Raw genomic sequence first — 19307 nt, forward strand, 5'->3', positions numbered from 1 at the left:
GGTCCGGACCGCACGTCGGTTCGGACCCTTTTCCATGCGGGATTAGGATCGTAGGGTGCAGGAACAAGTGTCAGACCGTCTCGTTGGAACGCTGGTGGACAACCGCTACGCCGTTCGCTCCAAACTCGCGCGCGGCGGCATGTCCACCGTATATCTGGCAACCGATCTCCGGCTGGAGCGCGATGTTGCCCTCAAGGTCCTCCATCCCCATCTCGCCACCGACGAGACGTTCCTGGACAGGCTGGGCCGCGAGGCGAAAGCCGCCGCGAAGCTGTCCCACGCCCACGTTGTGGGGGTCCTGGACCAGGGTAACGACGGCCAGACGGCCTATCTGGTGATGGAACACATCAAGGGTCACACCCTCCGGGACGTCATCAGATCCAAAGGTGCGCTGCCTCCCCGCCTGGCCCTAGCCCTGATTGATCCGGTAGTGCAGGGCCTCGGCGCGGCCCATGCCGCGGGGCTGATCCACCGGGACGTGAAACCGGAGAACGTCCTGATCGCCGACGACGGCCGGATCAAGATCGGCGACTTTGGACTGGCCCGTGCGGTAACGACGTCCACGAGCACCGGGACGCTGATCGGTACGGTGGGATACCTTTCCCCCGAGCTTGTGCTGGGAAAGCAGGCTGACACCCGAAGTGATATCTATTCGGTGGGCATCATGCTCTATGAGATGCTGACCGGCCAGCAGCCGTACGACGGAGAGGTCCCCATCCAGGTTGCGTACAAGCACGTGAATGAATCGGTCGGTCCGCCGTCGGCCTTGGTGCCTGGCCTCGCCGCCGAGGTCGATGAACTCGTCCAGTGGTGCACCGCAAACGATCCCGAGAACCGCCCGGTGGACGGCAACGCCCTGCTGCAGGAACTGCGCCACATCCGGACCAACCTCACGGACGCCGAGCTGGACCTCAGGCCGCCTGCCGCGGCCCCGGCAGGGCAGCAGAACCCCACCGAGATCATCGCCCGCACCAACAACCCCACCGCCGTGATGTCGTCCTTCTCCCGGCCGCAGCCACCGCACCCACCGCACGCTCCGCATGCCCTGTATCCGCCCGACGCCGACTACCGGCCAGGCGAACAGTTCCGGCCGGAAGCGCACTACAGGCCATATGCTCAGGACGCCGTCCCGGCAGCGATACCCCTCAGCAAACGCGCCCGCCGCAAGCTCGACAGGGAGGACGAGAAGGCAAGGTCCCGGGCTGCGGCGACACCGGTCCGGAGCCTGCGGGAGGGGAACCCGCGGCGCCGCGGCGCCCTCTGGGTGGTGGTCCTGGTCATCATCGCGTTGCTTGCCACGGGAGCCGGCTGGTTCTTCGGCATGGGTCCCGGGTCGCCGGGCACCATTCCGGCGGTCGCCAACAAGCCGGTGGCCCAGGCCCAGCAACTGTTGAGCGAGGCGGGGTTCCAGTCGCGTACCAACGATGTCTTTGACGACGACGTTCCCTCCGGCCTCGTAGTGGGCTCCGACCCGACTGCCGGCACCGAGACCAGGAAGTTCCAGCTCGTGTCCCTGTTTGTTTCCAAGGGCCCGCAACTGTTCGAACTCCCGAAACTGACCGGCGGAACGCTCGACGATGCGAAAAATGCACTGAACCAGGCCGAAATGGCACTGGGTACCGTCACTGAACAATTTGACGACGCCGTTGCCGCCGGAGTTGTGCTCTCCCAAGACCCGGCCGCCGCGACTCCCGCACGCCACGGCACACCGGTGAATCTCCTGGTCTCCAAGGGGCCGCAGCCGATCCCGGCTCCGTCAGTGGTGGGACTGGCGGAGGACGCCGCCGTCGACGCCATTGAGGCGGCCGGCCTCAAGGCTGATATCGCGAAGGACAAAGTCAACGATCCCAAGGTGCCCAAGGGGTCAGTTGCCGCGCAGTCGCCCGCGACAGGCACCCTGACCAAGGGCGGCACGGTGACGCTGACCATTTCCGACGGACCCAAGCTCGTTGAAGTCCCCAGCTTCATCGGCAAACAAGCCAAAGAAGCCGAAGAAGCGCTGCGTGCGCTGGGCTTCGAGGTACGGGTGAACAATATCCTCGGCGGCTTCTTCGGCACGGTACGGGATCAGGACCCGGTGAAGAAGAAGGTGCCTGAAGGCTCCGTCGTTACCCTCACGGTGGTGTAGCCGGCGGACTGCCGGCCACACCACCGCCGCGGAAGTCCGACTCCGCGTAGAGCGGTCAGTGCTTGGCCAGTGCTCCGGCCACCAGGAACGCCATTTCCAGGGACTGCATGTGGTTCAGGCGCGGATCGCAGACCGACTCGTACTTGTCGAGGAACGCTTCCTGGTCCACAGGATCGGCACCGCCCAGGCATTCGGCGACGTCGTCACCGGTCATCTCCACGTGAAGGCCACCGGGAACCGTGCCCAGGGCCTGGTGGACTTCGAAGAACCCGCGTACTTCGTCAATGACGTCGTCGAAGTTCCGGGTCTTGTAGCCGTTGGGCGAGGTGACGGTGTTGCCGTGCATCGGATCGGTGACCCAGAGAACCTTTGCGCCGGAGGCAGTCACCTTCTCCACAATGGCGGGAAGCTTCTCGCGGATATTGCCCGCGCCCATACGCGTGATGAACGTCAGCCTGCCCGGCTCCCGCTCGGGATCCAGCTTGTCGATGAGGCGGAGGGCGTCGTCGCCGGTTGTCGACGGGCCCAGCTTCACGCCAATGGGGTTCCGGACGCGTGAGAGGAAGTCAACGTGCGCGTGGTCAAGTTCGCGCGTACGCTCCCCGATCCACAGGAAGTGCGCCGAGGTGTCGTACGGGAAACCGGTCCGCGAATCGATGCGGGTCAGTGCACGCTCGTAGTCCAGCAGCAGGGCCTCGTGGCTGGCGAAGAATTCCACCCGCTTGAGCGCTTCGAAATCAGCGCCGCAGGACGCCATGAACTTGATGGCGCGGTCGATGTCACGGGCCAGGGATTCGTAACGGGCGTGCGCCGGGTTTTCGGTGAAGCCCTTGTTCCACTGGTGCACGGAGCGCAAGTCCGCGAAGCCGCCCTGTGTGAAGGCCCTTATGAGGTTCAGGGTGGAGGCGGACGTGTGGTAGGCCTTGAGCATCCGGGCGGCGTCATGGCCACGGGACTCGGGAGTGAACTCGTAGCCGTTGACAATGTCGCCGCGGTACGCCGGGAGGGTCACGCCGTCGCGGGTCTCGTCGTTGGAAGAGCGGGGCTTGGCGAACTGGCCGGCCATCCGGCCCATCTTGATGACTGGCATCGCTGCACCGTAAGTGAGCACCACTGCCATCTGGAGGATGGTCTTGACCCGGGCGCTGATCTTATCCGCCGTTGCGGCTTCAAAGGTCTCAGCACAGTCGCCACCTTGCAGCAGGAAGGCTTTGCCATCCGCCGCAGCAGCCAGCCGTTCACGGAGAACGTCCACTTCGCCGGCGAAAACCAGCGGCGGGAGCACGGAAAGTTCCCCGACAGATGCGTCGAAAACGTCCTGGTCCTGCCAGCTGGGCTGCTGGGAAACGGGAAGGTCACGCCAATCATCAAGGCCAGGATAATTGGCTGCTCCGCTCTGGGCGGTGCTGGACAGCGAAAAGGCAGGTTTTGCAGATAGCTCAGTCACTATCTAAGACTAATGTGCGCGGCTGGCTTCAGGACACCTGACCGTCACGCGTACCGAGAGCGGCGTCACAGTCAGCCCGCTGCCGGGTCCTTGCCGTCGGAATCAGTGCCCTCAGCGCCGCCGTCAGGATCGGCGCGTTTCGCGGTGGCGCCCCCAGCCTCGGTGGCTGCTGCGCTCGTAAGGCGGAGCTTCACCACGGCAGCGTACTCGTCCACGTACTCCTGGCCGGAGAGCCGCATCAGCTCAAACATGATTTCGTCGGTGACCTTGCGCTGGACCAGCCGGTCCTCCGCCTGGTCTGCGTACTGGCTGAAATCCAAGGGCGCACCGAAAATCATGCCGATGCGCCGGATATTCGGCATCCGCTTGCCGATAGGCTGAACCTTGTCCGTGCCGATCATGGCCACTGGAATCACGGGCACACCGGCCTGCAGGGCCAGCCTGGCGACGCCCACTTTGCCCCGGTAGAGGCGAGCGTCGGGGCTGCGGGTCCCTTCAGGGTAGATGCCCAGCAGTCCTCCGCTTGTCAGGACATCCATGCCGGCGTTGAGCGAAACAGCCGATGCCGCCCCGCCTGACCTATCCATGGGCAGCTGGTTAGTGAGCCTGAAGAACATGGCCGTCAGCCTGCCTTTGATTCCGGTGCCGGTGAAGTACTCGGACTTGGCCAGGAAAACAACCGGCCTGCGGACCATCAGCGGCATAAAGATGGAGTCGGAGAAAGACAGATGGTTTGAGGCGATAATTGCCGCGCCCTGCGCCGGAACATTGTCCAGGCCCTTGACCCAGGGGCGGAAAAGAAGCCGCAGCACCGGCCCCAGGAAGATCCTCTTCATGACCCAATAGAACACGTGACGAACCTCTCCGGAAGCCGGCCAGCCGGCCCTTCGTCGGGCTGGGCGGGCACTCCAGTGCAACCCTACTCTAGTGAGATTTGTCGAGAACAATGACACGATGGTGTTATGACAGAAAGCAGCATCGCGCCGCGGCCTGCCGCTTTCAGCTACCCCGGCCACGGACCCAATGCCACTACCGGGATTGCCATCTGCCATGGCTTCACCGGCAGCCCGCTCAGCGTCCTGCCCTGGGCAGAGGACCTCGCCGCCCAAGGATTCGCCGTGTCGGTGCCGCTCCTGCCCGGCCACGGTACGGATTGGCGGCAGCTCGCCCGCTCGAACTGGCGTGACTGGTACGGGACTTTCGAATCGGCGTATCTGGAGCTGAGCGCCCGGACAGAGCAGTGTTTTGTGGCCGGCCTCTCGATGGGCGGCGCCATTGCGCTGCTGACTGCCGGCAGGCATCCCGTGGCTGGCGTCTCTTTGGTGAATCCCGGCCTCAGCTTCTACGACCGCCGCGTGCGGGTCATCGGAGTGCTCAAGTATTTCCAGCGCACCACGCTGCCCATCCAGGAGGAACAGCCGACGGCGGGAGTCACCAATGACGGCGACTATTCGCGGACTCCGTTGGCAGCAGTGCACGAGCTCAAGAAACTTTTCGGCATAGCCACCCGCGGGCTACACCGGGTCACCGCCCCGGTGCAGGTGTTCAAATCCCAGTCGGACGTCGTTGTGCCGGCCACCTCACTCCTGATGTTGCGGCAGCGTTTGGGCCCACGGCTGGTGGAGGTAGTGAACCTGCACAACAGCGGTCACGTGGCCACCCTGGATGTTGATGCGCCCGAGATTTTTGCCCGTTCCAGCGCCTTCTTCCTTGCCCATACACCCAGCACTGCACCGTCAGCCCGAACTGCGGCCCCACCTCACACCACCTCGGAGACTTCATGACCGGCGTACCGGACCACAGCCCTTTCAGCAGCACCGTCAACGGCGACGGAGCCCGGATCGGGGTGGTCCTCTCACACGGATTCACGGGCAGTCCGCACGGGCTGCGCGCGTGGGCCCAGTCGCTCGCCGACGCCGGCTTCGCCGTACGCATGCCGCTGCTGCCCGGGCACGGCACCAGTTGGCAGGACCTTGCGCGCACGCGCTGGCCGCAGTGGCACGGCGCCCTGGACGACGCCTACCTGGAGCTGGACTCCCACTGCGACCACGTCTTCGTCGCCGGGCTGAGCATGGGCGGTGCCCTGGCCCTGAGAATTGCCGCCACCCGGCCCGTCGCCGGGGTGATCGTGGTGAACCCCGGACTGGTGATCGATGATCCCCGCGCTCCACTGGCCGGCATCCTGAAACTGGTCCTGAAGAGCACCCCGGCCATTGCCAACGATATCCTCAAGCCCGGGATGGACGAGGGCGCCTACCCGCGAACGCCCGTAGCTGCGGCCCATGAGCTGAACAAGCTGTTCAAAGACACCACCCGGCTACTCCCTCGCATCACCGCGCCTGTACGGGTCTTCCGGTCCACCGTGGACCACGTGGTTTCAGACACGAGTGTGGCAGCGCTGCGCCGCGGCCTGACCAACGCCCCGCTGACACTGACCACCCTGGAGAACAGCTACCACGTGGCAACACTGGATAACGACGCCGAGGAGATCTTCCGAGGGTCCGCCGACTTCATCCGGGCGGTGGTTGCCGGCACGGCAGCAGCCCAGGTCCAGGAGGGCACCGCCCATGAATAGGCCCGACTCCGGCTCACCGGACCAGAGCGCAAACCAGGACGATGCTGTGTGGCTGGACCTTGTGGCACGGCTCGAAGAGAAACCTGCCACCCCTACCGGCACAGCGGACCCTGGCATCGCCGCCTCCCCAGGCCCTGACGCCACGGGCATTGACCCTGAAACTCCTGGTCCGGCCGGCCCGGAGGCCGTGGCCGGGTCCGGCCGGTCCGCGACGTTCCGCGACTTTGATCCGCTGGGTCTGGCGGGAACAGCCCCCACCGAACTGTCCGCAGCCGAACGGCAGGCGGCGACGCCGGGCGCCGGTGACGGCGGGCAGGTCGACGCCGGCGAGGGGACCGGCGGTTACGGCCAGGGCGGCACCGCCGCCTTCGGCCCGCGTGACTATGCCGTGGAGGACGACGCCGGGGACTTCGTTCCGGAAGAACCGCCAAGCCTTGCCGGGACGGATCCCCTGACCATGCTTGCCTGGCTGGGCGCAATTGGTGCGCCCATTGCCTTGCTGCTGGCCGTCATGTTCTGGCGGTCCGCGCCGCTGCTGGCGATTGTGGGCATGGTGGCGGTGTTCATCCTTGCCGTGGTTTACCTCATCATGAAGCTGCCCCAGGAAAAAGACGAGAACGACGACGGCGCCCGCGTCTGAGGAGCGTCCGTCACCGCATGCGGCTGCTGACGCGGGACAGGTCAGCTGCCCCGATGAGCCCCGCGTTAGGTCCGAGCGCTGCCAGCTCGATGCCGGCCGCCGGACGGAAGCCGCGGCCGGTAAGGTTCCGCGCGAATGCTTTACGGGCAGGCTCCACCAGCAGGTCCCCTGCCGAGCAGAGTCCCCCGCCGATCACAAACAGCCCCGGATCCAACGAGGCCGCCAGGTTCGCCAATCCCAGGCCCAGCCATTCGCCCACTTCATCCAGGAGTTCGCGGCAGGCCGCATCGCCGGCGAGTGCCAGCTCGGTAACAATCGCCCCGGTGATCTGCTCCACGTCGCCGCCGACGGTTGCCAGCAGTTCCTGGGCAACTGGCGAATTGGCGCGCGCCAGAATCCTCGCTTCCCGGCCCAGGGCGTTGCCTGACGCGTACTGCTCCCAGCAGCCCCGGTTGCCGCACTCGCAACGCTGCCCGCCGGGCATGATGATCTGGTGGCCGAATTCGCCGGCTACACCAAACCGGCCGCGCTCCACCCGGCCGTCCATCACCATGGCACCGCCGATGCCGGTACCGAGGGTGATGCACACCAGCCTGTCCTCGCCCTGCCCCGCACCAAATCGCCATTCCGCCCAGGCCGCGGCGTCGGCGTCGTTCGTCAGCAGCACAGGCCGGCGCAGCAGTCGCTGCAGGTTTGCGCGCAACGGCTCGTTGCGCCAGGCGAGGTGCGGACTGAAAAGCACGGTTCCGCCGTCCAGATCCATCCAACCGGCCGCACCGATGCCTACTGACCAGACCCTGTGGCCGGCTCCGAGTTCGTCCACGAGCTCTACGATGACCTGCTCTACCGCACGCGGGTCGCTGCCGGGGGTGGACCGCCGGGCCTCGCTCAGGATCCTTCCGTCGGCGTCCACCACGCCGGCGGCGACCTTGGTGCCGCCGATATCGATGCCGATTGCCAGCCCCTTGCGCCCGAGCCGCAGGTGCTCGCGGAACGTTTCCACCTGCCGGGGCCGGGCCCTCAAGGCCAGCGGCCGCCGTCGCCAGGGGGCCGGACGTCGGGGCGGGGCGGCTGGCTCGCCGGGGGGCGTTTCGTACATAGTGCTTCATTCTAGGGCGCGCCGGGCGGAGGCCGGGCCCATGGCTTCCCCACTCCTCTTTGACTCATATGTTACTGGCCAGTAGGTTTGTTTCTGCACGGCCAAGTTGCAGGCGTATTAGTCTTTAGGCATACCCTGTGCGGGTCTATGGATATCAAAGGAGCTATAGTGCGCGAATTCAGTGTTCCGCCCCTGGTTGTTGTCCCACCGGAAACCAACATCACCGATCTTGTGCTTCGGCAGGCAGCCAAGCCCAGCAACCCGGCGCTCTTCTCGCGGCTGGACTCCGCAGGCGCCTGGCGGGACGTCACCGCCACAGACTTCCTGGCGGACGTCTCAGCCCTTGCGAAGGGCCTGATGGCCAGCGGCGTGGGAGCCGGCGACCGGGTGGGCATCATGTCCCGCACACGCTACGAGTGGGCCCTCATCGACTTCGCCATCTGGTTCGCCGGCGCCGTCTCAGTGCCCATCTACGAAACCTCATCGCCGTCGCAGGTTGCCTGGAACCTCGGTGACTCCGGTGCAGTGGCCGCCTTCGGCGAGGCCGCCCACCACGAGGACATCATCCGGCAGGCGGCCACCTCGGAAGGCCTCACCGCCCTCCAGCACGTCTGGCAGCTCGAAGGTGGCGGACTGGACGCCGTCCGTGAGGCCGGCCGGGACGTCAGCGACGCCGACCTTGAGGCCCGCCGCTCATCGGCGCGGCTCAGTGACGTTGCTACCCTGATCTACACCTCCGGCACCACCGGCCGACCCAAGGGCTGCGAGCTGACCCACGGCAACTTCGTTGAGCTGTCCGACAACGCCCTGGCACTGCTTGGCGACGTGGTTAACGAGCAGGCCAAAACCATCATGTTCCTGCCTTTGGCGCACGTCTTTGCCCGGTTCATTTCGGTGTTGGCCGTGGCCGCCGGGGCCACTGTGGCGCACACCCCCGACATCAAGAACCTGCTGGCTGACCTGCAGAGCTATCAGCCCACGTTCATCCTGGCCGTGCCGCGCGTCTTCGAAAAGGTGTACAACTCGGCCCTGACAAAGGCAGAGGACGGCGGCAAGGGGGCCATCTTCCACAAGGCCACGGAGACCGCCATCGCGTTCTCCAAAGCCCGCCAGGCCGGGCACGTTGGCCTGGGGCTGAAACTCAAGCACACCGTGTTCGACAAACTCGTTTACGGCAAGCTGCGCGCTGCGATGGGCGGGAACGTGGCCCATGCTGTGTCCGGCGGCGGTCCGCTCGGCGAACGGCTGGGCCACTTCTTCCAGGGCATCGGCCTGCAGATCCTTGAAGGGTATGGCCTGACCGAGACCACCGCCCCGATTTCCGTCAACACGCCGGCCCTGATCAAGATCGGTTCCGTGGGCAAGCCCCTGCCGGGCAACTCCGTCAGGATCGCCGAAGACGGCGAGATCCTGGCCAAGGGCGTCTGTGTGATGCGCGGCTACTACAAGCGCGATGACCTGATGGCGGATACGTTTGCCGATGGCTGGTTCCGCACCGGCGACATCGGACGGCTCGACGATAGCGGCTTCCTGTGGATCACCGGCCGGAAGAAGGAAATCATTGTCACGGCCGGCGGTAAGAACGTGGTTCCGGCCCTGCTGGAGGACCAGATCCGGGCGGATTCGCTGGTCTCCCAGGTCCTGGTGGTGGGCGACAACCGGCCGTTCATCGGCGCGTTGGTGACCCTGGACCAGGAGGCCCTGCCGGGCTGGCTCCAGCGGCACGGACTGCCGGCCGCCACCACGCTCGACGAAGCCGTCGGGAACCCGGTGGTCAAGGCCGCCGTGCAGGACCTCATCACGCAGGCCAACGCCTCGGTGTCGCAGGCGGAGGCCATCAAGTCATTCCGGATCGTCGCTTCGGACTTCACGGAAGCGTCCGGCCATCTGACGCCGTCCATGAAGGTGAAGCGGGCCCAGGTGATGAAGGACTTCGAGACAGTCATCGAGGAAATGTACGGCGCGCCGCGCGGCTAAGCGGCAACGCAAAACGAAGGGCCCTCCCGACGGAAGCAATCTTCCAAGCCGGGAGGGCCCTTCCTTTTGTCTGGACTGCTTAGCCCTGCTCTACGACCAGCAGGAGGTCCCCGCCCTGGACCTGCTCCACCGCTGAAATGGCGAGCCGTGAGACTTTGCCTGCCGCCGGCGTCGTAATGGAGGCTTCCATCTTCATCGCTTCGATGGTGGCCACCGTGTCACCGGCGTTGACCGTGTCGCCGGCCTTGACGGTCACGGTGACGGCGCCGGCGAACGGCGCGGCGACGTGGCCCGGCTGGGCCGGGTCTGCCTTCTCGGCGGCCTTGACGTTGCTCACCACGGAGCGGTCACGGACCACAACGGGGCGGGACTGGCCGTTCAGGGTGCACATGACCGTCCGCATGCCCTTTTCGTCGGGCTCGGAAACAGCTTCCAGCGAGGCGATCAGCCGGACACCCTTCTCCAGCTGGATCTCGTGCTCGGCGCCGCGCTGAAGGCCGTAGAGGTAGTCGCGGGTGTCGAGGACGGAAATGTTGCCGTAGGTCTCGACGCTCTTGAGGTAATCCTTGGTGGGGCCTTCGAAGAGCAGGCGGTTCAGCGTGCTCTGGCGGGTCTTGGAATCGCCCTGGAGCGCGGCGCTGTCCTCGGGGCTGAGGTCAACGTCGCGGACCTTGATGCTGCGGCCCTGGAGCGCCTTGGTGCGGAAGGGTTCCGGCCATCCTCCGGGCGGGTCACCGAGTTCGCCGGACAGGAAGCCGATGACGGAGTCCGGGATGTCGTAGTTCTGAGGGTTTTCGTTGAAGTCCGCCGGATCTGCGTTGAGGCCCACGAGGTGCAGGGCGAGGTCGCCCACCACCTTGGACGACGGCGTGACCTTCACCAGGCGGCCCAGGATCCGGTCCGCCGCGGTGTACATGTCCTCGATCGCCTCGAAGCGCTCCCCCAGACCCAGCGCCATGGCCTGCTGGCGCAGGTTGGACAGCTGGCCGCCCGGGATTTCGTGCTGGTAGACACGGCCGGTGGGGCCTGGCAGGCCTGATTCGAACGGCGCGTAGACGCGGCGCACGGCTTCCCAGTACGGCTCAAGGGAGCTGACTGCGGCAAGGCTCAAGCCGGTGTCCCGCGGGGTGTGCGCCAGCGCCGCCACCAGGGCGGAGGCGGACGGCTGGCTGGTGGTCCCGGCCAGCGAGGCGGAGGCAACGTCAACAGCGTCCACGCCGGCGTCAACTGCCGCCATCAGGGTGGCCAGCTGGCCGCCTGCCGTGTCATGCGTGTGGAGGTGGACCGGGAGGTCGAAGCGTTCGCGCAGTGCGGCCACGAGCTTGGCGGCCGCTGCCGGGCGGAGCAGTCCGGCCATGTCCTTGATGGCCAGGATGTGCGCGCCGGCGTCCACAATCCGCTGGGCCAGTTCCAGGTAGTAGTCCAGCGTGTACAGCTTCTCGTCCGGGTTCAGCATGTCGCCGGTGTAGCACAGTGCTACCTCGGCTACTGCGGTGCCGGTGGCACGGACGGCGCGGATGGCCGGGGCCATCTGGTTCACGTCGTTCAGGGCATCGAAGATGCGGAAAATGTCGATACCCGTGGCAGCGGCCTCGTTGACGAAAGCCACCGTCACCTCTTCCGGGTACGGCGTGTAGCCCACCGTGTTCCGGCCACGCAGCAACATCTGCAGGCAGATGTTGGGCAGCGCCTTACGCAGGGCGGCCAGGCGGTCCCAGGGGTCCTCGCCGAGGAAGCGCAGGGCCACATCGTAGGTGGCGCCGCCCCAGGCCTCAACGGACAGGAGTTCCGGCAGGAGGGCTGTGACCGCGGGACCGGCGGCCACGAGGTCGCGGGTACGCACGCGGGTGGCCAGCAGGGACTGGTGGGCGTCGCGGAAGGTGGTGTCGGTGACGGCCACGGCGGTCTGCTCACGCAGGGCCTTGGCGAAGCCTTCGGGGCCAAGCTCCAGGAGGCGCTGGCGCGATCCCGGCGCTGCCTGCTGGTCCCCAACGGCCGGGAGTTTGGCGGCCGGATCCGAGTGCACGGTCAGCTCGCCGTTGGGCTTGTTGACCGTGACTTCGGCCAGCCAGGTCAGGAGCTTGGTGCCGCGGTCGGCGGAGACCCGGGCCTTCAGCAGCTGGGGACGCTCGTCGATGAAGTTGGTGGCGACGTTGCCGGCGATGAAGTCAGCATCGTCGAGCACGGCCTGGAGGAAGGAAATGTTGGTGGACACACCCCGGATGCGGAACTCCGCGAGTGCCCGGCGTGCCCGGGCCACGGCGGCCGGGTAGTCGCGGCCGCGGCAGCTCAGCTTCACGAGCAGGGAGTCGAAGTGAGGACTGATTTCGGCACCCGAGTACACGGTGCCGCCGTCGAGCCTTACACCGGCGCCGCCGGCAGAGCGGTAGCCGGTGATCTTCCCGACGTCGGGCCGGAACCCGTTGGCCGGGTCCTCGGTGGTGATGCGGCACTGCAGCGCTGCGCCCTTAAGCTGGACCGTTTCCTGGGAGAGGCCAAGGTCCGCGAGGGTCTCGCCGGAAGCGATCCGAAGCTGTGCCTGCACCAGGTCAACGTCCGTCACTTCCTCAGTGACGGTGTGTTCGACCTGGATGCGGGGGTTCATTTCGATGAAGACGTGCTGTCCGGCGCGTTCGCCGACGGTGTCCACCAGGAACTCTACGGTTCCGGCGTTGACATAGTTCAGGGCCTTGGCGAACTTCACCGCGTCACGGTAAAGAGCCTGGCGGATGCCTTCGTCCAGGTTGGGCGCGGGGGCGATCTCAATGACCTTCTGGTGACGGCGCTGGATGGAGCAGTCACGTTCGAAGAGGTGGATGACGTTACCCTCGGCGTCGGCCAGGATCTGCACCTCGATGTGGCGCGGGCGGAGCACGGCCTGCTCCAGGAACATGGTGGGGTCACCGAATGCCGCATCGGCTTCGCGCATGGCGGCCTGCAGGGCCTCGGGAAGGGCTTCCCTCGTGTCGACGCGGCGCATGCCACGTCCGCCGCCGCCGGCGACGGCCTTGGCGAAGATGGGGAAACCGATCTCGTCGGCTGCCGCGATCAGCTCATCCATGTCCTTCGAGGGTTCACTCGATTTCAGGACCGGAACACCGGCCTCACGGGCAGCCTTAAGCGCTGCCACCTTGTTGCCGGCCAGCTCAAGCACTTCAGCCGGCGGGCCAACGAAGGTGATGCCCGCTTCTTGCGCAGCGCGGGCCAGATCGGGGTTTTCCGAAAGGAAGCCGTAGCCGGGGTAGATGGCGTCGGCGCCCGACTCCTTGGCGACGCGGACCACTTCGGCAACATCCAGGTAGGCCCGGACCGGATGCCCCACTTCGCCGATCAGATATGCCTCATCGGCCTTCTGGCGGTGGATCGAGTTTCGGTCCTCATTGGGGAAGACAGCAACGGTCTTAGCGCCCAGCTCGTAGCCGGCACGGAAGGCCCTGATCGCGATTTCGCCGCGGTTGGCCACCAGAATCTTGGAAAACATAATTCTCCTGCATCATTGCGGGTGTATCGGTAAGTGGTCACAGTGTCTAAGACCCGCGCTTAGAAATACAAATCGTTGTGGCCACAGTCACAGAAGCTTCCGTCATGTCCCGCGTGCATCGACGGAGGCTGGCAGAACCAGCCACCCATACCATCGCCGTGCCATGCCGCGTCCCCATAAGACGGGATTCACCGGCGCAGCCACATATGATGAGTAAGGCGGCTCGAGCCGCTGGCTTCGGCAGTGCCGGAGCAAACATTACCCCCAACACGGCAGCCGGCGTTAGGTTTTGGTCTCACAAGTGCAAGTAGTCAGCATCAGCAGCCTCAAGGGCGGAGTCGGCAAGACGTCCGTCACCACAGGATTGGCGTCTGCGGCGCTTGCCGCGGGCATCCCCACACTGGTGGTGGACCTCGATCCCCATGCGGACGCGACCACTGCTTTGGGCGTCCAGGCCGGCGACCAGCTGGACATCGGCAGGATGCTCAAGAGCCCCCGCCGGGCCAAGCTAGCAGACAATGTCGCGGGCAGCTCCTGGACGGCACGGGCGCATCCCAACGGATCCGGACCGGCCGTCCTGGACGTCGCCGTGGGTTCGGCGTACACCGGCATCTACGACCGCCCCGACCTTGGCCGCCGGGACCTTCGCAGACTTTCCGCAGTCCTGGCTGGCGCCGACCGCTACGAGCTGGTCCTCATTGACTGCCCGCCGTCGCTGAACGGGCTGACCCGGATGGCCTGGTCCGCGAGTGACAAGGTGGCGCTCGTGGCCGAGCCGGGACTTTTCTCGGTGGCAGGAACGGAACGGACCATGCGGGCCATCCAGCTGTTCAAGCAGGAATTCGCGCCGAACCTTTCCCCCGCAGGCATCGTGGCCAACCGCGTGCGCACGGGCTCCTCCGAACACACGTACCGGCTCGCGGAAATGGAATCGATGTTCGGTGACCTGCTGCTGAGCCCGCGCATCCCTGAACAGGCGAACTGGCAACAGATCCAGGGCGCGGCGCACCCGGTGCACCACTGGCCCGGCGAATCCGCGAAGACATCCGCTGCGTTGTTCGACGCCCTCCTTGTCAACCTCCTGGCGACCGGAAACGGCCTGCGAAACCGAACCCAGCGTTAACCCTTTGGCTGCAGCCCCGCTGCAGCCAAAGGGTTCCGCGGACAAAAAGAAGAGGCCACCCCGCCGGGGATGGCCTCTTCTTGTTGGTGTTGTGTCAGCCCGTTGTCAGCCGATCTTGCGGGCAGTGCGCCGCTTGCTCAGTTCGTCGTCGGGAAAGGACTGTTCGGCAGCGTGTTCGCTCGGCAGGGAAGCCAGGCTGCCCTCGACTTCGCGCCAGACCCGGCCCACGGCGATGCCGAAAACGCCTTGGCCACCCTGGACAAGATCGATGACCTCGTCTGCGGAGGTGCATTCGTAAACGCTCGCGCCGTCGCTCATGAGCGTGATCTGTGCCAGATCCTCCACGCCGCGTTCGCGCAGGTGTTCCACTGCCGTGCGGATCTGCTGAAGGGAAACACCGGTGTCCAGAAGCCGCTTGACTACCTTGAGGACGAGAATGTCCCGGAAGCCGTAGAGTCGCTGCGAGCCGGAGCCTGCGGCGCCGCGGACTGCGGGCTCAACCAGCCCGGTGCGTGCCCAGTAGTCCAGTTGGCGATACGTGATGCCGGCCGCCTTGCAGGCCGTGGGGCCGCGGTAGCCGGCGTCCTCATCCAGGACGGGAAGGTCTTCGGTAAACAGGAGGCCCTGGGCACCGCTCGCGGGCACAGCCACACCAGCCGTTGTGGGCTGTTTCAGCCCGCCTGCTTCGCCTTTGGGACTCACCTGGATCCTCCTTGTCATAAGCTCCCGGGGACCACTGCATCAGCCGGTGCGCGCATGAAGTCCATGCATGTAATTTCGCGGGGGTCGTACTTTTACAGTGTGACTTGCGCGGCTGCTGTAAGCAATGGGAGCTTGTACCTTCGACGTTAGGCCCGCTGCGCCCCAAGGTCAAAGATCTAGGCCGCTTGGCACAGGCGTGTCGGAACATTCAGGCTCAACTTTAACCTTAACGTGACCTCAGCCGTCGAAGTCTTCGGGCTCCACATCGTCCAGGAACTCACGGAAGCGCCGCAGTTCGCGCTCCTCGTCCACGGTGGGGCCCGGGTCAGTGTCCTCCCCCTCGTCATGCTCGGTAATACGGACTCCGGCTTCATCCATTACCGAGTCGGCACACCAGATGCGGCATTTGGCCCGCAATGCGATCGCGAGGGCGTCCGATGCCCGCGAGCTGACGGTGGTGCCGTTCTCGAACTGGAGCTGGCCATAAAAGATGTTGTCCTCAACGGCCACAATGTTGACGCTGACAACCGAATGGCCCAGGGACTCCACCACGTCCACCAGGAGGTCGTGGGTCATCGGGCGCGGAGGCACTACCCCTTGCTGGGCCAGGGCGATGGCACTTGCCTCTGGAGTCCCGATCCAGATGGGCACGTGACGTTCGCCGTGGATCTCGCGCAGCAGCACGAGCGGCTGGTTGGACGGCAGTTCGATGCGAACGCCTACGATCTCCACTTCGATCATCAGATGTCCATACGTGAGATACGGTCCTGGACCAGTGCCCGGTGCAGGACCAGGCAGAGGTCGCTGATTTCGCGGGCCGCTTCCGCAGCCCGCGCCTGTGACGCGGAATCGCGCCGGGACGCGAGCGGCGCAACTGCGCGCTCCACGAGTCCGAATTCACGTTCCGCGGCGGCCTGGAACGGCCGCAGGTGGCGCGGCTCAAGGCCGTGGCTCTCCAGTTGCACGCAGGCACGGGCCACCTGGAGGGCGTGCTCGTCGAACTTGCCGTTGCTGTGGCTGATCAGCCCGAAGCTCAGCAGCGATTGGAGTAACGGAACGCTGGCGCCGGACTCGGCCCGCAGCTGTTCCTCGCTGAATTTCCGGCCGCGGTTCTGAAGCTCTACGGCCAATTCATCCGAAACGATCCTCGGCGAAACCACGACGCCGGGCGGCAGGTTCTCGGGCCGCTCTCCCCTGTCGATCGCATCAAGGTAGTCCTTGATGACTTTCAGTGGAAGGTACTGGTCCCGCTGCAGCGCCAGCACAAAACGGAGACGTTCGACGTCACTGTCCGAGTACTGCCGGTATCCGGCCGGAGTGCGGCGCGGATTAATCAGTCCCTTTTCCTCGAGGAACCTGATTTTCGACGCGGTCATACCCGGAAAGTCGCCGCTAAGTTGCGCGAGGACTTCCCCGATGTTCAGAACTTGGGGCCCCCGGCGTTCCGGTTGTGCCATTGCCACGGGCAAGTGTCCCGAGATCAGGCGCGGCCTGCTGCGCGGGCAGGGCTCAGGTAGAAGGTGAGTCGGAACTTGCCGATCTGGACTTCGTTCCCGGACTTTAGCTCAACACTGTCCACGCGGTCGTGGTTGACGTAAGTGCCGTTGAGGCTGCCGGTATCCACCACTTCAAAGCTCCGCGCCGTGCGGCGGAACTCGACGTGGCGCCGCGAGACGGTGACGTCATCCAGGAAGATGTCGGCGTCAGGATGACGGCCGGCCGTGGTGGTGTCCGTGTCAAGCAGGAAGCGGGCACCCGCGTTCGGGCCGCTGTGGGCCACCAGGAGCGCGGAACCGGCCGGCAGCGCCTCCACGGATGAACGCTCGTCCGTGGACAGCATGGGGGCGATGGTGGGCTCGTCGGAGACGGGGGTGAGATGGATCGAGGTGGTCTCCGAAGCCCGGGCCGCACCTGTGCCGTACTCGCCTTCGGCAGGGTCCTGTTCGTGGCCAACCATGGATTCCTCCTCTTTCGCTGCAGCTCTCACGCCTGCAATCAACTTTTGCCCTGACGGATCCGCCTCGCGGATCCGATGCCGGGCTCCGATCCGGCCACTGACGTGCGAAGACGCCCGTTGGCCGGACCGGATGAACCCGTTAGCTTCAGCCTACCTGCTGTTCGTACTCGGATGCACTGAGCAAGGATTCCACAGCGTCCGCTTCTGCTAGCCGGATCTCGATCAGCCAGCCGTCGCCGTACGGATCGGAGTTGATCAAGGCCGAATCGGTATCGAGGGATTCGTTGCGTGCCACGACTTCGCCGCTGACCGGAGCGTAGATATCGCTGACGCTCTTGGTGGATTCGACCTCGCCCACGACTTCGTTCGCGGTGACTTTGGTGCCGGCTTCCGGCATCTGGGCATAGACAACATCTCCGAGTGCGTCCTGCGCGAAGTCGGTGATGCCCACCCGGACCACGCCGTCGGCGCTCGGTGCGGATACCCACTCGTGCTCGGCGGTGTAGGACAGGTCTTCGGGAATGTTGCTCATCAGGGGCCTTTCATCGGGTCAATCACCAATGTCAACGGGGCCTGGAAAACAAGCCGCCGCTGAAAGTATAGGCACAACTCCACGGGCGTTCGAGGAGGATTCTGACATGATGAGACGCATGAGAACACACTCAGAGGAATCGCCCGCGAAAAAGGCGAACTGGGCTGCGCGGATCATCCTCGTTGTGGTGGCGTTGGTGGTCCTCGCTATCGCTTACTTTGCCTTTGCGGCCATCCTCCCGGTCTGGTGGGCGAATGTTATCCGCAACCAGGTCCAGGGCAATCTTGGGGCGGGCATCCTGGTGGGGATGTTTTACGGGTTCGTTTTCACGTTCGTCCCCCTCCTGGTGGCCTGGCAGGCGACGCGCAAATCCGTGAACTGGCCCTGGAAGCTGACCATCGTCCTCGCCGCTGTGGCTCTCGCGTCCCCTAATCTGCTGACCGCCGGGATCATGTTCGGCAGCTCGCAGGCCGCCCACAACGGACAGCGGATCCTTGGCACCGAGGCAACCTGGTTCCCGCTGTGGACACAGATCTCAGCCATCGCAGCCGCCGTCATTTTTGTGGTTGGCGTGATCCTATGGAGGGTCTGGCGGCAGCGCGGGAAGAAGATGAAGGTGCTCAAGAAGGCAGATGCCGAGCGTTCCCTGGCTGCGAAGGCAGCCAAGGACTCCGCCGCCAGCTCACCTGCCCCTGAGGCGCAGTCCGCAACCGACAGCCAGGCTGACCGCAGGTAAACCATGCCGGAGCTTCCCGAGGTTGCAGGCCTGGCCGGTTTCCTGGACGAGCACCTGCGCGGAGCGGTGGTGCGGAAGGTCCAGATCGTTTCTTTTGCCGTTCTGAAGACAGCGGATCCGCCGTTCACAGCGCTGGAGAACTGCACCGTCGCAGGCGTGCGGCGGTTCGGAAAGTTTGTCAGCATTGACACCGACGGTCCGTCGTTTGTCTTCCACCTCGCCCGGGCGGGCTGGGTCCGCTTCACGGACGCCCCCACAGACACCCAGCTCCGGATGGGAAAGGGCCACATCGCCATGCGGCTGGCGTTCACCGGGCCGGACGGTGCCCATGGCATGGATCTCACCGAGGCGGGGACCAAAAAGAGCCTTGCCGTGTACGTGGTGCGCGACCCCCACGACGTGCCGGGCATCGCGGCGCTCGGGCCGGACCCGTTCAGCGCAGCGTTCGACGCCGACATGCTGGCGGATATTCTCGGCTCCACTTCCCAGCAGATCAAGGGCGTCCTACGGAGCCAGAGCGTGATCGCGGGGATAGGGAACGCCTACAGCGACGAGATCCTGCATGCTGCGAGGATCTCCCCCTTTGCCACCGCCAAGTCCTTGGACCGCGGCATGGTGCAGGTGCTGTACGACGCCATCCACAGCGTGCTCGGAACAGCCCTGGCCGAAGCCGAGGGCAAGCCACCAAGCGAGCTCAAGGACGTCAAACGCAGCCACATGCGGGTCCATGCCCGCACCGGCGAGGCTTGCCCGGTGTGTGGTGACACAGTCCGGGAGGTGTCCTTCGCGGATACTTCCTTGCAGTACTGTCCCACGTGCCAGACCAAGGGAAAGATCCTGGCGGACCGCAGGACATCGAAGTTCCTGAAATAGGCCAGGCCGCTAAACATCCGAAAAGGACGGCACAAAA

Annotated in this window: 17 protein-coding genes; 8 read left to right on the plus strand and 9 right to left on the minus strand. The window is 65.4% G+C overall.

The features are described 5' to 3' along the window. The first annotated feature begins 55 nt into the window (after positions 1-55). The gene (pknB, locus tag NG701_RS17790) at positions 56-2128 is read left to right on the plus strand and encodes a Stk1 family PASTA domain-containing Ser/Thr kinase (protein WP_252569332.1); all 2073 of its coding nucleotides are present in this window, start codon (positions 56-58) and stop codon (positions 2126-2128) included. A 55-nt stretch (positions 2129-2183) separates the two neighbouring features. Here the strand turns inward: pknB and NG701_RS17795 are convergent, their stop codons facing one another. Next, positions 2184-3575 (minus strand): class II 3-deoxy-7-phosphoheptulonate synthase, encoded by a 1392-nt coding sequence (locus NG701_RS17795; protein WP_252569334.1) that lies wholly within the window; start codon positions 3573-3575, stop codon positions 2184-2186. 71 nt (positions 3576-3646) lie between these two features. Continuing rightward, positions 3647-4426: a lysophospholipid acyltransferase family protein gene (locus tag NG701_RS17800; RefSeq protein ID WP_252569336.1), complete on the minus strand. Its 780-nt coding sequence runs from the start codon at positions 4424-4426 to the stop codon at positions 3647-3649. A 111-nt stretch (positions 4427-4537) separates the two neighbouring features. Here NG701_RS17800 and NG701_RS17805 point away from each other — a divergent pair, with 111 nt between their 5' ends. From NG701_RS17805 to NG701_RS17815, 3 genes are read left to right on the plus strand one after another with little or no spacing between them, the layout of a single operon-like run. Beyond that, a complete protein-coding gene (locus NG701_RS17805; protein WP_252569337.1) occupies positions 4538-5359 on the plus strand; it encodes an alpha/beta hydrolase in 822 nt (273 codons plus the stop codon). Next, positions 5356-6150: an alpha/beta hydrolase gene (locus NG701_RS17810; protein WP_252569339.1), complete on the plus strand. Its 795-nt coding sequence runs from the start codon at positions 5356-5358 to the stop codon at positions 6148-6150. Before NG701_RS17805 ends, NG701_RS17810 begins: the two co-directional genes overlap by 4 nt. Continuing rightward, a complete protein-coding gene (locus tag NG701_RS17815) occupies positions 6143-6790 on the plus strand; it encodes a hypothetical protein (RefSeq protein WP_252569341.1) in 648 nt (215 codons plus the stop codon). The genes NG701_RS17810 and NG701_RS17815 overlap by 8 nt, the downstream gene beginning before the upstream one ends. A gap of 10 nt (positions 6791-6800) precedes the next feature. Here NG701_RS17815 and NG701_RS17820 read toward each other — a convergent pair whose 3' ends face one another. After that, positions 6801-7889 (minus strand): ROK family glucokinase, encoded by a 1089-nt coding sequence (locus NG701_RS17820; protein ID WP_252569344.1) that lies wholly within the window; start codon positions 7887-7889, stop codon positions 6801-6803. Between the two features lie 168 nt (positions 7890-8057). On the opposite strand from NG701_RS17820, the gene NG701_RS17825 reads away from it, so the two are divergent. Continuing rightward, positions 8058-9866 carry an AMP-dependent synthetase/ligase gene (locus tag NG701_RS17825; protein WP_252569346.1) on the plus strand — a complete coding sequence of 603 codons (1809 nt, stop codon included), beginning with the start codon at positions 8058-8060 and terminating at the stop codon, positions 9864-9866. Positions 9867-9945: 79 nt separating this feature from the next. On the opposite strand, the gene NG701_RS17830 is transcribed toward NG701_RS17825, so the two are convergent. Continuing rightward, complete coding sequence (locus NG701_RS17830) at positions 9946-13347, minus strand: pyruvate carboxylase (RefSeq protein ID WP_252569348.1); 3402 nt, start codon at positions 13345-13347, stop codon at positions 9946-9948. Between the two features lie 301 nt (positions 13348-13648). Between NG701_RS17830 and NG701_RS17835 the strand changes: the two genes are divergently transcribed. Next, positions 13649-14470 (plus strand): ParA family protein, encoded by an 822-nt coding sequence (locus NG701_RS17835; RefSeq protein WP_252569351.1) that lies wholly within the window; start codon positions 13649-13651, stop codon positions 14468-14470. Positions 14471-14575: 105 nt separating this feature from the next. Here NG701_RS17835 and NG701_RS17840 read toward each other — a convergent pair whose 3' ends face one another. The 5 genes from NG701_RS17840 to gcvH form a co-directional block, all read right to left on the minus strand. After that, a complete protein-coding gene (locus NG701_RS17840) occupies positions 14576-15172 on the minus strand; it encodes a MerR family transcriptional regulator (RefSeq protein WP_252569354.1) in 597 nt (198 codons plus the stop codon). 237 nt (positions 15173-15409) lie between these two features. Further along, positions 15410-15913 carry a bifunctional nuclease family protein gene (locus tag NG701_RS17845; RefSeq protein ID WP_056342311.1) on the minus strand — a complete coding sequence of 168 codons (504 nt, stop codon included), beginning with the start codon at positions 15911-15913 and terminating at the stop codon, positions 15410-15412. Beyond that, complete coding sequence (gene ftsR / locus NG701_RS17850; RefSeq protein WP_252569480.1) at positions 15913-16629, minus strand: transcriptional regulator FtsR; 717 nt, start codon at positions 16627-16629, stop codon at positions 15913-15915. The genes NG701_RS17845 and ftsR overlap by 1 nt, the downstream gene beginning before the upstream one ends. A 23-nt stretch (positions 16630-16652) precedes the next feature. Continuing rightward, a complete protein-coding gene (locus NG701_RS17855) occupies positions 16653-17129 on the minus strand; it encodes an FHA domain-containing protein (RefSeq protein ID WP_252569356.1) in 477 nt (158 codons plus the stop codon). Positions 17130-17274: 145 nt separating this feature from the next. Further along, positions 17275-17661, minus strand: a complete 387-nt coding sequence (gene gcvH, locus NG701_RS17860; RefSeq protein WP_056342321.1) for a glycine cleavage system protein GcvH — start codon at positions 17659-17661, stop codon at positions 17275-17277. A 118-nt stretch (positions 17662-17779) separates the two neighbouring features. Between gcvH and NG701_RS17865 the strand changes: the two genes are divergently transcribed. Further along, positions 17780-18397, plus strand: coding sequence for a hypothetical protein (locus NG701_RS17865; RefSeq protein ID WP_252569358.1), 618 nt, complete (start codon positions 17780-17782; stop codon positions 18395-18397). 3 nt (positions 18398-18400) lie between these two features. Continuing rightward, the gene (locus tag NG701_RS17870; RefSeq protein ID WP_252569360.1) at positions 18401-19270 is read left to right on the plus strand and encodes an Fpg/Nei family DNA glycosylase; all 870 of its coding nucleotides are present in this window, start codon (positions 18401-18403) and stop codon (positions 19268-19270) included. Positions 19271-19307: the final 37 nt, after the last annotated feature.

It is taken from the genome of Pseudarthrobacter cellobiosi (assembly GCF_023913815.1).
Classification (GTDB): Bacteria; Actinomycetota; Actinomycetes; order Actinomycetales; family Micrococcaceae; genus Arthrobacter; species Arthrobacter cellobiosi.

Excerpts from the sequence above, each read along its gene's own strand:
- NG701_RS17805 (WP_252569337.1), top strand. The coding sequence starts at position 4,538 with ATGACAGAAAGCAGCATCGCGCCGCGGCCTGCCGCTTTCAGCTACCCC.
- NG701_RS17810 (WP_252569339.1), top strand. The coding sequence starts at position 5,356 with ATGACCGGCGTACCGGACCACAGCCCTTTCAGCAGCACCGTCAACGGC.
- NG701_RS17815 (WP_252569341.1), top strand. The coding sequence starts at position 6,143 with ATGAATAGGCCCGACTCCGGCTCACCGGACCAGAGCGCAAACCAGGAC.
- NG701_RS17820 (WP_252569344.1), bottom strand. The coding sequence starts at position 7,889 with ATGTACGAAACGCCCCCCGGCGAGCCAGCCGCCCCGCCCCGACGTCCG.
- NG701_RS17830 (WP_252569348.1), bottom strand. The coding sequence starts at position 13,347 with ATGTTTTCCAAGATTCTGGTGGCCAACCGCGGCGAAATCGCGATCAGG.
- NG701_RS17845 (WP_056342311.1), bottom strand. The coding sequence starts at position 15,913 with ATGATCGAAGTGGAGATCGTAGGCGTTCGCATCGAACTGCCGTCCAAC.
- ftsR (WP_252569480.1), bottom strand. The coding sequence starts at position 16,629 with ATGGCACAACCGGAACGCCGGGGGCCCCAAGTTCTGAACATCGGGGAA.
- NG701_RS17855 (WP_252569356.1), bottom strand. The coding sequence starts at position 17,129 with ATGGTTGGCCACGAACAGGACCCTGCCGAAGGCGAGTACGGCACAGGT.
- gcvH (WP_056342321.1), bottom strand. The coding sequence starts at position 17,661 with ATGAGCAACATTCCCGAAGACCTGTCCTACACCGCCGAGCACGAGTGG.
- NG701_RS17865 (WP_252569358.1), top strand. The coding sequence starts at position 17,780 with ATGAGAACACACTCAGAGGAATCGCCCGCGAAAAAGGCGAACTGGGCT.
- NG701_RS17870 (WP_252569360.1), top strand. The coding sequence starts at position 18,401 with ATGCCGGAGCTTCCCGAGGTTGCAGGCCTGGCCGGTTTCCTGGACGAG.